The sequence below is a fragment of the Pseudomonas inefficax genome (assembly GCF_900277125.1).
Classification (GTDB): Bacteria; Pseudomonadota; Gammaproteobacteria; order Pseudomonadales; family Pseudomonadaceae; genus Aquipseudomonas; species Aquipseudomonas inefficax.
In genome coordinates, this window is sequence record NZ_OPYN01000052.1 from 1 (window position 1) to 13,750 (window position 13,750).

At 63.5% G+C, this 13,750-nt stretch carries 15 protein-coding genes; 9 read left to right on the forward strand and 6 right to left on the reverse strand.

Annotated features, from left to right (window positions below):
- The coding region (locus tag JV551A3_RS05455) for a hypothetical protein (RefSeq protein ID WP_205125931.1) at window positions 1–303 on the reverse strand (303 nt) is incomplete at its 3' end.
- A gap of 184 nt (window positions 304–487) precedes the next feature.
- Here JV551A3_RS05455 and JV551A3_RS30615 point away from each other — a divergent pair.
- The 7 genes from JV551A3_RS30615 (at window position 488) to JV551A3_RS05485 (ending at window position 6,077) form a co-directional block, all read left to right on the forward strand.
- A complete protein-coding gene (locus tag JV551A3_RS30615; RefSeq protein ID WP_166674216.1) occupies window positions 488–625 on the forward strand; it encodes a hypothetical protein in 138 nt (45 codons plus the stop codon).
- A gap of 106 nt (window positions 626–731) precedes the next feature.
- Entirely contained in the window at window positions 732–2,009 is a 1,278-nt protein-coding gene (gene hemA / locus JV551A3_RS05460; protein WP_112251983.1) for a glutamyl-tRNA reductase, read from the forward strand.
- Window positions 2,006–3,088, forward strand: a complete 1,083-nt coding sequence (gene prfA / locus JV551A3_RS05465; protein WP_133970258.1) for a peptide chain release factor 1 — start codon at window positions 2,006–2,008, stop codon at window positions 3,086–3,088. Before hemA ends, prfA begins: the two co-directional genes overlap by 4 nt.
- Window positions 3,088–3,918: a peptide chain release factor N(5)-glutamine methyltransferase gene (gene prmC / locus JV551A3_RS05470; protein ID WP_133970259.1), complete on the forward strand. Its 831-nt coding sequence runs from the start codon at window positions 3,088–3,090 to the stop codon at window positions 3,916–3,918. The genes prfA and prmC overlap by 1 nt, the downstream gene beginning before the upstream one ends.
- Complete coding sequence (locus JV551A3_RS05475; RefSeq protein ID WP_112251984.1) at window positions 3,912–4,667, forward strand: molybdopterin-synthase adenylyltransferase MoeB; 756 nt, start codon at window positions 3,912–3,914, stop codon at window positions 4,665–4,667. The genes prmC and JV551A3_RS05475 overlap by 7 nt, the downstream gene beginning before the upstream one ends.
- Window positions 4,660–5,457 carry a glutamate racemase gene (gene murI / locus JV551A3_RS05480; protein ID WP_133970260.1) on the forward strand — a complete coding sequence of 266 codons (798 nt, stop codon included), beginning with the start codon at window positions 4,660–4,662 and terminating at the stop codon, window positions 5,455–5,457. Before JV551A3_RS05475 ends, murI begins: the two co-directional genes overlap by 8 nt.
- 101 nt (window positions 5,458–5,558) lie before the next feature.
- Window positions 5,559–6,077, forward strand: coding sequence for an acyloxyacyl hydrolase (locus JV551A3_RS05485; protein ID WP_112251986.1), 519 nt, complete (start codon window positions 5,559–5,561; stop codon window positions 6,075–6,077).
- Between the two features lie 465 nt (window positions 6,078–6,542).
- Here JV551A3_RS05485 and JV551A3_RS05490 read toward each other — a convergent pair whose 3' ends face one another.
- The 5 genes from JV551A3_RS05490 to JV551A3_RS05510 form a co-directional block, all read right to left on the reverse strand.
- Window positions 6,543–7,244, reverse strand: a complete 702-nt coding sequence (locus JV551A3_RS05490; protein ID WP_133970261.1) for an SDR family oxidoreductase — start codon at window positions 7,242–7,244, stop codon at window positions 6,543–6,545.
- Window positions 7,241–8,683 carry a deoxyribodipyrimidine photo-lyase gene (phrB, locus tag JV551A3_RS05495; RefSeq protein ID WP_133970262.1) on the reverse strand — a complete coding sequence of 481 codons (1,443 nt, stop codon included), beginning with the start codon at window positions 8,681–8,683 and terminating at the stop codon, window positions 7,241–7,243. The genes JV551A3_RS05490 and phrB overlap by 4 nt, the downstream gene beginning before the upstream one ends.
- Window positions 8,674–9,561 carry a MerR family transcriptional regulator gene (locus JV551A3_RS05500; protein WP_133970263.1) on the reverse strand — a complete coding sequence of 296 codons (888 nt, stop codon included), beginning with the start codon at window positions 9,559–9,561 and terminating at the stop codon, window positions 8,674–8,676. The genes phrB and JV551A3_RS05500 overlap by 10 nt, the downstream gene beginning before the upstream one ends.
- The gene (locus tag JV551A3_RS05505; protein WP_133970264.1) at window positions 9,551–10,519 is read right to left on the reverse strand and encodes a YbgA family protein; all 969 of its coding nucleotides are present in this window, start codon (window positions 10,517–10,519) and stop codon (window positions 9,551–9,553) included. Before JV551A3_RS05505 ends, JV551A3_RS05500 begins: the two co-directional genes overlap by 11 nt.
- A 102-nt stretch (window positions 10,520–10,621) precedes the next feature.
- Window positions 10,622–11,608, reverse strand: coding sequence for an NAD(P)/FAD-dependent oxidoreductase (locus JV551A3_RS05510; protein WP_133970265.1), 987 nt, complete (start codon window positions 11,606–11,608; stop codon window positions 10,622–10,624).
- 187 nt (window positions 11,609–11,795) lie between these two features.
- On the opposite strand from JV551A3_RS05510, the gene JV551A3_RS05515 reads away from it, so the two are divergent.
- Both JV551A3_RS05515 and hemH read left to right on the forward strand, forming a co-directional pair.
- Complete coding sequence (locus JV551A3_RS05515; protein ID WP_133970266.1) at window positions 11,796–12,701, forward strand: TIGR01777 family oxidoreductase; 906 nt, start codon at window positions 11,796–11,798, stop codon at window positions 12,699–12,701.
- A 13-nt stretch (window positions 12,702–12,714) separates the two neighbouring features.
- Complete coding sequence (gene hemH, locus JV551A3_RS05520) at window positions 12,715–13,728, forward strand: ferrochelatase (RefSeq protein ID WP_133970267.1); 1,014 nt, start codon at window positions 12,715–12,717, stop codon at window positions 13,726–13,728.
- The last annotated feature ends 22 nt before the right edge of the window (window positions 13,729–13,750 follow it).

The following is a 13,750-nucleotide window of genomic DNA, read 5'->3' on the forward strand; positions in this document are numbered from 1 at the left end:
CGTGAACTGATTTGTAACCCATGTGGGTGAGTCATACCGCCAGCGTTTTTTGGTTACTTTTTGTCGCGTTTGGCAAAAAGTGACCCGCCGTAAGGGCGGAAAGGTGACTAAGCGCCACCTTCGGAAATGAATGTTGACCTTGTTGTTGATGCCCACGCTTGAAAGCAAAGAGCAAAGAGCAAAGAGCAAAGAGCAAAGAGCAAAGAGCAAAGAGCAAAGAGCAAAGAGCAAAGAGCAAAGAGCAAAGAGCGGAAAAGTACTGGTTTTGATATCGGGCATAGTCCATTTACGATGGCGATCCATACTCACCTTTTCGCCCTTACGGCGAGTCACTTTTTGTCAAACGCGACAAAAAGTAACCAAAAAACGCTGCGCTCCCATCATCCGGCCCCTACGCTGCGCTCCGGGGTTCCCTCGCGCCGGTCTTGCTCCCGGGAGTACGCGCTGCAGGCCCCATCCATGGGGCCTCAGCGCTTGACGGGCATCCATGCCCGTCACCTCCCTCCGCAAGACCTCTGCTCGGCCTCCTGAAGTCGCGAAGATCAAGATCAAGATCAAGATCAAGATCAAGAGCCAGAACAAGAGCGGGGGGGGTGAGCTGAAATTGCCGCTGATGCTGGCCTGAATCCGGCGATAGCCGCAGCGCTATCAGCGCAATAGCGAACGGTGGTTGTCCTGAAACCTGCGAAAGAGGACAATTATCGGCTTCCCGTCACAACCAGCGACCTTGCATGGCCTTTCTTGCACTTGGTATCAACCATAAGACTGCCTCGGTAGACGTACGCGAGCGCGTGGCGTTTACCCCAGAGCAGCTGGTAGACGCCCTGCAGCAGCTCTGCCGGCTGACATCCAGCCGCGAAGCGGCAATCCTGTCGACCTGCAACCGTAGCGAGCTCTATATCGAGCAGGACCACCTGTCCGCCGATGTCGTGCTGCAATGGCTCGCCGACTACCACCGCCTCAGCCTGGACGAGTTGCGCGCCAGCGCCTACGTGCACGAAGAGCACGAGGCGGTGAAGCACATGATGCGGGTGGCCTCCGGCCTGGACTCGCTGGTGCTCGGCGAGCCGCAGATCCTCGGCCAGATGAAGTCCGCCTACGCGGTGGCGCGCGAGGCCGGCACCGTCGGCCCGTTGCTCGGGCGCCTGTTCCAGGCCACCTTCAGTGCCGCCAAGCAAGTGCGTACCGACACCGCCATCGGCGAAAACCCGGTGTCGGTGGCGTTTGCCGCGGTCAGCCTGGCCAAGCAGATCTTCAGCGACCTGGGTCGTAGCCAGGCCCTGCTGATCGGCGCCGGCGAAACCATCACCCTGGTCGCCCGCCACCTGCATGAGCAGGGCGTGCGCCGCATCGTCGTGGCCAACCGTACCCTGGAGCGGGCCAGCATCCTGGCCGAGCAGTTCGGTGCGCACGCCGTTCTGCTCGCCGATATCCCCCAGGAACTGGCCAACAGCGACATCGTTATCAGCTCCACCGCCAGCCAGCTGCCGATCCTCGGCAAGGGCGCGGTCGAAAGCGCGCTGAAGCAGCGCCGGCACAAGCCGATTTTCATGGTCGATATTGCCGTACCCCGCGATATCGAAACCGAAGTCGGCGAACTGGACGACGTCTACCTGTACACTGTCGATGACCTGCACGACGTGGTGGCGGAAAACCTCAAGAGTCGTCAGGGCGCGGCCCAGGCCGCCGAAGAGCTGGTGTCGGTAGGGGCTGAAGACTTCATGCTGCGCCTGCGCGAGCTGGCCGCGGTGGATGTGCTCAAGGCCTATCGCCAACAAAGCGAGCGCCTGCGCGACGAAGAACTGCAAAAGGCCCAGCGGCTGCTGGCCAACGGCGCCAACCCCGAAGATGTGCTTGCCCAACTGGCCCGGGGGCTGACCAACAAACTCCTGCACGCGCCCAGCGTGCAATTGAAAAGGCTCTCGGCCGAGGGCCGCCTCGATGCGCTGGCCATGGCCCAGGAACTCTTTGCCCTCAACGAGGGCTCGACGGACAAATCCCCGCAATGAAAGCGTCGCTGCTGAACAAACTGGAAATCCTCCAGGACCGCTTCGAAGAACTCACCGCATTGCTTGGTGATGCCGAGGTCATTTCCGACCAGACGCGCTTTCGCGCCTATTCCCGTGAATACGCCGAAGTCGAGCCGGTCTACTCTGCTTATAATGAGTGGCGCAAAGTCCAGGACGACCTCGAAGGCGCCCAGGCGCTGCTCAAGGACAGTGACCCGGACCTGCGTGAAATGGCCGTGGAAGAAGTACGTGAAGCCAAGGAACAACTGCTGACGCTGGAGTCGCAGCTGCAACGCATGCTGTTGCCCAAGGACCCCAACGACGGCCGCAACGTGTTCCTCGAAATCCGCGCCGGCACCGGTGGCGACGAGGCGGCGATTTTCTCCGGCGACCTGTTCCGCATGTATTCGCGTTACGCCGAAAGGCGTGGCTGGCGCCTGGAAATCCTTTCCGAGAACGAAGGCGAGCACGGCGGCTACAAGGAAATCATCGCTCGCGTCGAAGGTGAGAGCGTATACGGCAAGCTCAAGTTCGAGTCTGGCGCACACCGCGTACAGCGCGTGCCCGAGACCGAATCCCAGGGCCGTATTCACACCTCCGCATGCACCGTGGCGGTACTGCCCGAGCCGGACGAACAGGCGGCCATCGAGATCAACCCGGCCGACCTGCGCGTGGACACCTACCGCGCATCCGGTGCCGGCGGCCAGCACGTCAACAAGACCGACTCGGCGATCCGTATCACCCACTTGCCCACCGGTATCGTGGTCGAGTGCCAGGAAGAGCGCTCGCAGCACAAGAACCGTGCCCGCGCCATGTCCTGGCTGTCGGCCAAGCTCAACGACATGCAGACCAGCGCCGCGCAAAACGCCATCGCCACCGAGCGCAAGCTGCTGGTCGGTTCTGGAGACCGTTCCGAGCGCATCCGTACGTACAATTATCCACAGGGCCGGGTGACCGACCACCGCATCAACCTGACCCTGTACTCGCTGGACGACATCCTCGCCGGCGGCGTGGAGGCGGTGATCGAACCACTGCTGGCCGAATACCAGGCCGATCAACTGGCCGCCCTGGGGGACTGATGACCATCATCGCCAGCCTGCTGCGCAACGCGCAGCTGCCAGAATCGCCCACCGAGCGGCTGGATGCCGAGCTGCTGTTGGCCGCGGCCATCGGCAAGTCGCGCAGCTACCTGCACACCTGGCCCGAGCGAATCGTCAGCAGCGAAGATGCCGAGACCTATGCCGGCTACCTGCAGCGCCGCCGTGGCGGCGAGCCGGTGGCCTACATTCTCGGGCTGCAGGGCTTCTGGAAAATCGACCTGGAGGTGGCACCGCATACCCTGATCCCGCGGCCGGATACCGAGCTGCTGGTCGAAGCTGCGCTTGAGTTGCAACCCGCCACGCCGGCCAAGGTCCTTGACCTGGGCACCGGCACCGGCGCCATCGCCCTGGCCTTGGCCAGCGACCGCCCGGCCTGGCAGGTAACCGCAGTGGACCGGGTGGAGGAAGCCGCCGCCCTGGCCGAGCGCAATCGCCAGCGCCTGGGCCTGGCGAACGCACAGGTACGGCTCAGCCACTGGTTCGACAACCTGGCAGGCGAGCGTTTTGACCTGATTGTCAGCAACCCGCCCTACATCGCCGCCGCAGACCCGCACCTGGTCGCCGGTGATGTACGCTTCGAACCCAGCAGCGCGCTGGTGGCCGGCGCCGATGGCCTGGACGACCTGCGCGTAATCGCTGCCCAGGCGCCTGAGCACCTGGTGTCGGGTGGTTGGTTGCTGCTGGAACACGGCTACGATCAGGCAGCGGCGGTGCGCGCTTTGCTGGCTGAACAAGGCTTCATCGAGGTCGCCAGCCGCACGGACCTGGGCGGCCATGAACGCATTACCCTGGGGCGCCTGCCATGCTGAGTGATCAGGAACTGCTGCGTTACAGCCGGCAGGTATTGCTGGCCCAGATAGACATCGACGGCCAGTTGCGGCTCAAGCAGAGCAAGGCGCTGATCGTCGGGCTCGGTGGCCTTGGCTCGCCAGTTGCCTTGTACCTGGCCGCTGCCGGGGTGGGTGAGCTGCACCTGGCCGACTTCGATACCGTCGACCTGACCAACCTGCAACGCCAGGTGATCCACGACAGTGCCAGCGTCGGCATGAGCAAGGTCGATTCGGCCTTGCAGCGCTTGCAGGCGATCAACCCGGAGATCAGCCTGGTTGCCCATCGCCAGGCTCTGGACGAGGACTCGCTGGCAGCCGCTGTGGCAGCGGTCGACCTGGTGCTGGACTGCTCCGACAATTTCGGTACTCGCGAGGCGGTCAACGCCGCCTGTGTCGCGGCTGGCAAGCCGCTGGTCAGCGGTGCGGCGATCCGCCTGGAAGGGCAGTTGTCGGTATTCGACCCACGGCGTGACTACAGTCCTTGCTACCACTGCCTGTACGGTCATGGCAGCGAAGCCGAACTGACCTGCAGCGAAGCCGGCGTGATCGGCCCGCTGGTGGGCCTGGTGGGCAGCCTGCAGGCGCTGGAGGCGATGAAGCTGCTGGCCGGGTTCGGCGAGCCGCTGGTCGGCCGCCTGCTGTTGATCGATGCTCTTGGTACTCGTATCCGCGAATTGCGGGTCAAGCGCGACCCGGCCTGTGCGGTTTGCGGCCAGCGCGATGGCTGAGCGCTCGGCGCCGGTCGGCGTGATGGATTCCGGGGTCGGCGGCTTGTCGGTGCTCGCCGAGATCCAGCGCCTGCTGCCGAACGAGACGCTGCTGTACGTGGCCGATTGTGGCCACGTGCCCTATGGCGAGAAATCCCCCGATTACATCCGCGAGCGTCTGCGGCGCATTGCCGGGTTCTTCCATGAGCAAGGCGCCAAGGCCATGGTGCTTGCGTGTAACACCGCCACGGTGGCGGCAGTCGCCGACCTGCGCGAGTTGTATCCGCTCTGGCCGCTGGTGGGCATGGAGCCAGCGGTGAAGCCCGCTGCCGCGGCCACGCGCTCGGGCGTGGTCGGGGTGCTGGCCACCACTGGTACCCTGCAAAGCGCCAAGTTCGCCGCCTTGCTCGACCGCTTCGCCAACGATGTACAGGTCATCACCCAGCCTTGCCCGGGCCTGGTCGAGCGGATCGAGACAGGCGACCTGTTCAGCCCGGCGCTGCGTCAGTTGCTGTCGAGCTACGTGCAGCCGCTGCTGGCGGCGGGTTGCGACACGCTGATCCTCGGCTGCACTCATTACCCCTTCCTGCGCCCGTTGCTGGCCGAGATGGTGCCAGCCGATGTGGCCATCATCGACACCGGCGCCGCAGTGGCGCGTCAACTGCAGCGACTGCTGGGGGCGCATGGCCTGTTGGCCGATGGGCCGGCAGGCGATACCCGATTCTGGACCAGCGCTGACCCGCAGTCGCTAAGAAAAATCCTACCTTTGCTGTGGCATAAGTCCGACAGTGTGCAAAGCTTTCCGCTGTGAAAAAAATGTGAAAAGCACCTGAACTATCGTACCAGTGCCGCTTTCTACCGCTTTGCCTGACCTAAGGCGGACACCAATAACAGCAAAGAAGGATGTTGCTCATGAAGAAGCTGCTCGGCTTGGCGGCGGTTGCTGCCTTTACCTTGGGGCAAGCGCTGTCGGCGCAAGCTGCTGACGTTTCGTTTTCGGTGGGGCAGACCGGCGACTCGACCATGGTCTACCGGCTGGGGCTGCAATCGAACTGGGACGCGAGCTGGTGGCAGACCAGCGTGGGTCGCCTGACCGGTTATTGGGATGGGGCTTATAGCTACTGGGATGGTGACGAGACGGCCAGCAACCACAGCCTGTCGTTTGCGCCAGTGTTTGTTTATGAGTTTGCCGGGGAGTCGGTGAAGCCTTACATCGAGGCGGGGATCGGCGTTGCGGCGTTCTCCAGTACCGAGCTGGAAGACAACGAGCTGGGCTCGTCATTCCAGTTCGAAGACCGTATCGGCTTTGGATTGCGCTTTGCTGGTGGGCATGAGATTGGCGTGCGGGCGATTCACTATTCCAACGCGGGCATCAAGCAGCCCAACGATGGGGTGGAGAGCTACAGCCTGCATTACCGCATGGCGCTCTGAGCTCTCCTGGGCCGGCCTCTTCGCGGGTGAACCCGCTCCCACAAGGGGGGGCTCACATAGCTTGAGATTTATGAGGTACCTGGGGGAGCAACTGTCTTGCTCCATTACTCAGGCTACCTCATCACCTTGTAGGAGCAGCCTTGTGCTGCGAAGAAGCCATTGCTGCAGAAGAACATCTGCTGCCCTAATGCCCTCTTCGCAGCACAAGGCTGCTCCTACAGATCATGCGCATGACTTCAAGCCGATACGGTCGAGGTGGGAGCAACTGTCTTGCTCAATTTCTAAAAGCTGGCGCGATCCCTGTGGGAGCGGGCTTGCCCGCGAACACGGGCGAAGCCCGTGCCATCCATCGCGTCGTCTGTTTCGCGGGCTTGCCCGCTCCCACAGGTACTGCGCAAGTCTTGAGGGCCGCCCGGTCGGGGTGGTGGCTTGCCGGCGATATGGCCAGTACAGGCACCGAATCACTTACCTGTGTGGCAACGGCCACAAGCTACTGAGCTCCAAAGCCTCCAGCACCAGCTCAGGTTCCCTCTGTGGCCACCGCCGCAGCAGCTCTTCTGCCGCTTGCTGCGGCGTCCACGCCTCCGGTATCGCCTGCGCCGATGTCACAGGCGTCTTCAACGACTGCGGCCCCACCACGGTCAGCTCAACCCCCTGCGCCTTCAGCGCCTGACGCTGCTCGCGCATCCATTGCGGCATGTTGTTCCAGCCTGCAGTTACCTGCGTCGGTGCATGCAACTGCAACGCCGAATAACGGTTGAACACCGCCATCACCTGCGGTGAGTCACCTTTCGCCAGCAACGGCAGCGCTTTGGCCAGGCAATGCTCGCCGGCCAACTGGTTGTCAGTGACGATCGCCTCGAACAACTCGCTGTCCGCCACATCGTTCGCCAGGTAATCGCTGGTACCGGCATTGATGATCAAGCCGTCCAGCGCGCACCAGGCATGGCAAATCTGCTGGCAGGCCTGGGCCGCCTGATGTTCTTCGTGCAACTGCCAGGGCAAGCGCAACAGGTGGCTGCCATAGCGTGCAGCCAAGGCATCCAGTGCCTCGCCATGCTTGCCGCTTGCAGCTACCCGGTGTCCTTGCCGGAGCAGCCCCTCCACTAACGCCAGGCCTAGTCCATTGCCTGCTCCCGTCACCCAGATACTGCGTGCGTTGTTCAAGATGCTGCCCTCTGATCCTGCCGGCGCGGGAGGTTCTTGAATGCCTCCAGTGCGCGCTGGCGACTGCTGTCGAGATCGACGATTGGACGGTAGTAGGATTGTCTGGCAAAAAGATCGGCTGATCTTAAGGGAAGATGAATAGCTTTTTCATCCAGCCTTTGCAATTCCGGCAGCCAGTGCCGAATGAAACGCCCCTGCGGGTCAAAACGCTGCGACTGCGTAACCGGGTTGAAGATCCGGAAATAGGGCACTGCGTCGGTGCCAGTGGATGCGCTCCACTGCCAGCCGCCGTTGTTGGCGGCCAGGTCGCCGTCTATCAGGTGGCGCATGAAATGTCGCTCGCCCTTGCGCCAGTCGATCAGCAGGTTCTTGCTGAGGAACATGGCCACGATCATGCGCAGGCGGTTGTGCATCCACCCGGTATCCAGCAGTTGGCGCATGGCGGCGTCGATGATCGGGAAACCGGTCCGGCCCTGTTCCCAGGCTTCGAGGTCGGCCGGTGCGTCGCGCCAGGGCAGGGCTTCGGTCTGGGCGCGGAAGGCGCGGTGACGCGAGACCTGTGGATAACCGGCCAGGATGTGTTTGTAGAATTCGCGCCAGAGCAGCTCGTTGATCCAGGTTTGCACGCCGCTGCTGCCGCTGTCGAACTCACCTCGGTTGCTGGCCAGGGCGCCGTGCAGGCACTGGCGCGGCGAGATCACGCCTGCGGCCAGGTAGGTGGAGAGCTGGCTGGTGCCGGGCTTGGCAGGCAAGTCACGCAGCTGGTGGTAGTCGTCGATGGTTTCGTCGAGAAAACGGGCCAGCCGCGCCTGCGCTTCGGCTTCGCCGGCCGGCCAGTGGTCGCGCAGGGCTTGCTCAGGTTTTTCAAAGCCGTCCACATGCAGGGGGATCGGGTCGCTGCTGACTTGCAGCGGTGCCTGGCGTTTTACCCGGTGGGCCAGGGCGGGGAGGCCTCTGTGCAGGTGCTCCAGGCAGTTCTTCTTGAACTGGCTGAACACCTGGAAGTAGTCGCCGCTGCGGGTAAGGATGGTGCCCGGGCGGAACAACAGCTGGTCGAGATGGCTGTGGGCCTGGATGGACGACTTTTCCAGCAGCGCGCGGGTAGCGTCGTCGCGGCGTTGCTCGTTGATTCCGTACTCCTCGTTCCAGTGCACGCTTTGCACCTGATGCTGGCGGCAGACGTCGAGCACGGCCTGTGGGGCCTGGTCCCAGGTGTCGATCCTGCGGATCAGCAGGGGGATGTTCAGGCGCTCCAGCGACTGGCGCAGGTCACGCAGGTTGCGTAGCCAGAAGTCGACTTTGCAGGCGGCGTCGTCATGAGCCTGCCATTGCCCGGGGCTGACCAGCCACAGGGCGAGGGTCGGGCCGCGCTCGCTGGCGGCTGCGAGCGCGGTGTTGTCATCGATGCGCAGGTCGCTGCGCAGCCAGGTCAGGTGCATGGTGCGGTCATCTCTCCAGGCTGGCGGCCATGGGCTTGCAGCAAACGCAATGCCGCCTGTGGGGTATCGAACAGTTCGAGGTTGGGCAGGCAGAGGGCGCGCAGCCGGGCTTCGTGCAGCGCCAGCATCGGCCCGCCGGCCAGGGTCGGTACGGGCAGGCGTTGCAGCACCTTGTCATCGATTCGTGGCCCCAGGTGCAGGAGCACGGCGCGCGGCTTGAGCATGGTGACGGCGCGTTGCAGGTGCGCGCCGCCAATGGTGTGCTCCAGCACTTCGACCGGCACGCCGTTGCTGGTGAACAGCCAGGCGCACAACCACAAACCGGGGCTGAAGGTGTGTTCGCTGTCTTCGGCCAGCAAGATGGCAGGGCCTTGCAGCAGCTGGTTGTCGTGGTAGACCCGGGCCCCCAGCTTGCTGCGCAGCCAGCTGTGGAAAAACACCTGCTCCAGCCGTGCATTGAAATAGTTGCGCCAGCGCAGGTCGAGTAGGTCGAGCAGCGGCAACAGCAATTGCTCGCACAGGGTGACGGCCGGGTAAAGGGCCATGGCCTGGTTGAGCTGCTGGTCCAGGGCGCGCTGTGACAGCGTGGCGATGGCCTCGATCAGTTGGAACTGCCGGGCTTGCCAGTCGCCTTTGGGCGGTGTGCTGGCCGGTTTGTCGAGCAGCTCGCGTACCTGGCTGACGGAGGCACCGCGCTGCAGCCAGGCGAGGATCGCTTCGACGCGTTCGACTTGCTCCAGCGGATACAGGCGATGGCCCTTGGCGGTACGCTGGGGCTTGAGCAGGCCGTAGCGGCGCTCCCAAGCGCGCAGGGTGACGGGATTGACGCCCGTGCGGCGAGCCAGCTCGCCGATGGGCAGCAGGATTTCAGACGGCATTGCGCAGGCCCAGGCTCTCGGGATGCGGCTGCAGGTAGGCCTGCTGCTGCAGATACGGGTCGGGGTGCTTACGCAAATGGTGCTTGAGCAAGGTCAGCGGCACTACCAGCGGTACCACGCCTTGCTGGTATTGGCCGATGATGGTTTGCAGCTCGGCTTTGTCCTGCGGTGTGAGAGTGTCCTTGAAGTAACCGCTCAGGTGCTGCAGCACGTTGCAATGAGTGCCACGGCTGGCACAGCGGCGCAGAGCCTGCATCAGTTGGCTGAAATAGCGCGGGCCGATACTTTGCGGGTCGTCGTCCTTGCTCATGCTGCCAAGCAGGCGCCCCAGGCTGCGGTAGGCCTGCGGGTTGTTGGCCATCAGCAGGTACTTGTAGCGCGAGTGGAACCGTACCAGGGCGCCACGGCTCAGGCCTTCGGCCAGCAGGCGCTGCCAGTCGGCGTAGGCATACACGCGGCTGATGAAGTTCTCGCGCAGCACAGGGTCGTGCAGGCGGCCTTCTTCCTCAGCCGGCAGGTCCGGGCGCCGTGCGCAGAACGCCTGGGCATACACACCCCGCCCACCGTGGAAGGCCGGGTGGCCATTGTCCTGGTACACCTTGACCCGCTCCAGGCCACAGGAAGGCGATTTCTGCATGAAGATGTAGCCGCAGATATCGTCGAGCTCGGCCGCCATTTGCTCGCCATAGCTGCGCAGTGGGCCGGTCAGGTCCATGCCGGGGTTGCGGGTGCCTACCACTTCGGGCCGGCTGGGGTTGCCGACCAGGCGGATTGGGTCGCGCGGTACACCCAGGCCGATGGCCACCTCCGGGCATACCGGCAACCAGTCGAAATGTTCCTCGAGCTGCATACGGCACAAGTCGGAGGCCTTGTGGCCACCGTTATAGCGCACGCTATGCCCGGTCAGGCAGGCACTGATGGCGATACGCGGCTTGCTGTGGGCGGATGAGTCGTGCATGGGCTGTCTCCAATAAAACTTGTACGCGACTACAAAGTTGTACAGGTTTATTGCAGCACAACCCAGAAGTTATGCAAACCAGTTTTTTTGTATAGCCCTACATCATTCGAGGTGTTCGAGCAGCCGACGCGCTGCTTCCTGGCCACTGAGCCAGGCGCCTTCGACACGGCCGGACAAGCACCAGTCGCCGCAGGCGTACAAGCCTTGGTCTGCATCGGCCAGCGCACCCCATTCATGGTTGCTGCTCGGGCGGGCATACAGCCAGCGGTGAGCCAAGGCGAAAGTAGGGGCTGGCACCACGCAGCCGACCAGCTCGGCAAACTCGCCCCACAGCTGTTCGATCACTTCTTCCTTGGGCAGGTCGATGTGTTGACGGCTCCAGTCCGAGGTGGCGTGCAGTACCCAGGTATCCAGCTGCTCGTCACGCCCCGGCTTGCTGCGGTTGCGCGCCAGCCAGTCGAGCGGGTTGTCCTGCACGAAGCAGCCTTGCATCGGGGTGTCCAGCGGGGCCTGGAAGGCCAGGGCGACTGCCCATGTGGGCTCCATCTGCACACCAGCGGCCACGGCAGCGAGTTTCGGGGTAGACGCCAGCAGCGGCGTGGCCTGCGGTGCCGGCACGGCGATTACCACGCGGCTGTAGGGGCCGTGGCTGCAGCCTTCGGTGTCCTGCAGGTGCCAGTACTGCTTGCCGCGGAACACTTCGGCGATGCGGCAACCGAAGTTGACCGTCACGTCCTTGAGCAGGCCGCGGGTGATTGCACTCATGCGCGGCACGCCCACCCAGCGCGTCTGTTCGTCGGGGGACGGGCTGAGTTCACCATCGCGGTAGTTGTACAGCTGTGGCTTCCATTGCTCGGCCCAACCAGCGGCAACCCACTGCTGTACCTGCTCGACGAAGCGCCGGTCACGGGCAGTGAAATACTGGGCGCCGAGGTCCAGCGCGCCAGCTTCGCTGCGCTTGCTGGCCATGCGCCCGCCACTGCCGTGGCCTTTGTCGAACAAATGCACGGATTGCCCGGCCTTCTGCAAGGCCTGGGCGGCTGACAGACCGGCGATACCGGCCCCGATGATGGCGATAGGTACTGTCATGATGGCCTCTTCAAACCTTGCTGTAAGCAGACTACGCTGTCAGGCAAACCTGTACAATGCTAAAATTTTGTATAAGGTTATTCCGTGTTGGCAGGCAGCTTGGCCTATGTTTATCCGAGAGCGTCGGGTCAAAAAAGTGCCTTGTTGTTAAAAATAGACCACCGCCGCATTCTGCGAGGACACAGCCATGCATATATTGCTGACAGGCGGCACCGGGTTGATTGGCAAGCACCTGTGTCAGTACTGGCTCGGCCAGGGTCATCGCCTGACGGTATGGAGCCGGCGACCTGAGCAAGTGCCGAAAATTTGTGGGGCCGGCGTGCGTGGCATCGCTCGCCTGGAGCAACTGGAGCCCGATGATCAGCTGGATGCAGTGATCAACCTGGCCGGCGCGCCGATTGCCGACCGGCCTTGGACGGCGGCCCGGCGCAACCTGCTGTGGGCCAGCCGCGTCACCCTCACCGAGCAGTTGCTGGCCTGGCTGGGCAGCCGTGAGCAGCGCCCGGAAGTGCTGATTTCCGGCTCTGCGGTGGGCTGGTACGGAGACGGTGGCGAACGCGAGCTGTCCGAGGCTTCACCGCCGGTGCGCGAAGATTTCGCCAGCCAGCTGTGCATCGCCTGGGAGGAGACGGCCATGCGTTCACAGGCCCAGGGCATTCGCGTGGCGTTGGTGCGAACCGGTTTGGTGCTGGCAAGTGATGGCGGCTTTTTGTCGCGCCTGCGCATGCCGTTCAAACTGGGGCTGGGCGGGCGTCTGGGTGATGGGCGACAGTGGATGCCGTGGGTCCATATAGACGACCAGATCGCCCTGATTGATTTTCTCTTGCAGCACAAGGATGCCAGCGGTCCCTATAATGCCTGCGCCCCGGAGCCGGTGCGCAACAGCGAGTTCACCAGGCGCCTGGGCCGTGCCCTGCACCGGCCGGCGCTGCTGCCGGTGCCCGCATTGCTGCTCAAGGCCACACTGGGCGAACTGTCGACCCTGCTGCTCGGCGGCCAGCGCGCCCGCCCGGTGCGCTTGCTGGCGGCAGGCTTCACCTTCCGCTTCAACGATCTGCAATCGGCCCTGGACAACCTGTCCAGCCGCCTCTGACATAGGACGCTGCATGACCGATCACGCCCTGCTGCTGGTCAACCTGGGTTCCCCGGCCTCCACATCGGTGGCCGATGTGCGCCGCTACCTCAACCAGTTTCTGATGGATCCCTATGTGGTCGACCTGCCGTGGCCGCTTAGGCGGCTGCTGGTGTCGCTGATCCTGATCAAGCGCCCGGAGCAGTCGGCGCATGCCTATGGCTCTATCTGGTGGGAAGAGGGCTCGCCGTTGGTAGTGCTGACCCGTCGCCTGCAGGCGGCGATGGTCGAGCACTGGCCCCATGGCCCGGTGGAGATTGCCATGCGCTATGGCCAGCCGGCCTTGCCCGAAGTGCTCGAGCGGCTGGCGGCCCAGGGTGTACGCAAGGTGACCTTGGCACCGCTGTATCCACAGTTCGCCGACAGCACGGTGACCACGGTGGTGGAGCTGGCCAGGCAGACGATCAGCGAACGCGAGCTGCCGTTGCAGATGCGCGTGCTGCAACCATTCTACGAACACCCGGATTACATCGAGGCACTGGCGGCCAGCGCCAGGCCTTACCTGGAACAGGACTACGACCACCTGTTGCTGAGCTTTCATGGTTTGCCGGAGCGGCACCTGAAGAAGCTCTACCCGACCGGCAAGCATGACCTGCGCGCGGCGGATTGTTGCGAAGGTGCCAGTGCCGAGGTGCGTGCGGTGTGTTATCGCGGGCAGTGTCTGGCCACGGCCAAGGCTTTTGCGCAGAAGCTGGGCATACCGGACGGCAAGTGGTCGGTATCGTTCCAGTCACGGCTCGGGCGCGACAAGTGGATCGAACCCTACACCGAAACCCGGCTGGACGAACTGGCCAAGGCCGGAGTGAAGCGGTTGCTGGTGATGTGCCCTGCGTTCGTTGCCGATTGCATCGAGACGCTGGAAGAGATCGGCATGCGCGGCAGCGAGCAGTTTGTCGAGGCCGGCGGGCAGGAGCTGGTGCTGGTGCCTTGCCTGAATGATCACCCGGAGTGGGTGAGGGTGTTGGCCGACATGTGCGAAAAGGCCTGATTGTCAGGTTGCCTTTGCCGGC

Bases quoted from the DNA above. Each gene is read 5' to 3' on its own strand.
- JV551A3_RS05500 (WP_133970263.1), bottom strand. From the start codon at position 9,561: ATGCCGTCTGAAATCCTGCTGCCCATCGGCGAGCTGGCTCGCCGCACG.
- JV551A3_RS05475 (WP_112251984.1), top strand. From the start codon at position 3,912: ATGCTGAGTGATCAGGAACTGCTGCGTTACAGCCGGCAGGTATTGCTG.
- hemA (WP_112251983.1), top strand. From the start codon at position 732: ATGGCCTTTCTTGCACTTGGTATCAACCATAAGACTGCCTCGGTAGAC.
- JV551A3_RS05515 (WP_133970266.1), top strand. From the start codon at position 11,796: ATGCATATATTGCTGACAGGCGGCACCGGGTTGATTGGCAAGCACCTG.
- prmC (WP_133970259.1), top strand. From the start codon at position 3,088: ATGACCATCATCGCCAGCCTGCTGCGCAACGCGCAGCTGCCAGAATCG.
- JV551A3_RS30615 (WP_166674216.1), top strand. From the start codon at position 488: ATGCCCGTCACCTCCCTCCGCAAGACCTCTGCTCGGCCTCCTGAAGTC.
- JV551A3_RS05510 (WP_133970265.1), bottom strand. From the start codon at position 11,608: ATGACAGTACCTATCGCCATCATCGGGGCCGGTATCGCCGGTCTGTCA.
- prfA (WP_133970258.1), top strand. From the start codon at position 2,006: ATGAAAGCGTCGCTGCTGAACAAACTGGAAATCCTCCAGGACCGCTTC.
- JV551A3_RS05485 (WP_112251986.1), top strand. From the start codon at position 5,559: ATGAAGAAGCTGCTCGGCTTGGCGGCGGTTGCTGCCTTTACCTTGGGG.
- JV551A3_RS05505 (WP_133970264.1), bottom strand. From the start codon at position 10,519: ATGCACGACTCATCCGCCCACAGCAAGCCGCGTATCGCCATCAGTGCC.
- hemH (WP_133970267.1), top strand. From the start codon at position 12,715: ATGACCGATCACGCCCTGCTGCTGGTCAACCTGGGTTCCCCGGCCTCC.
- murI (WP_133970260.1), top strand. From the start codon at position 4,660: ATGGCTGAGCGCTCGGCGCCGGTCGGCGTGATGGATTCCGGGGTCGGC.
- phrB (WP_133970262.1), bottom strand. From the start codon at position 8,683: ATGCACCTGACCTGGCTGCGCAGCGACCTGCGCATCGATGACAACACC.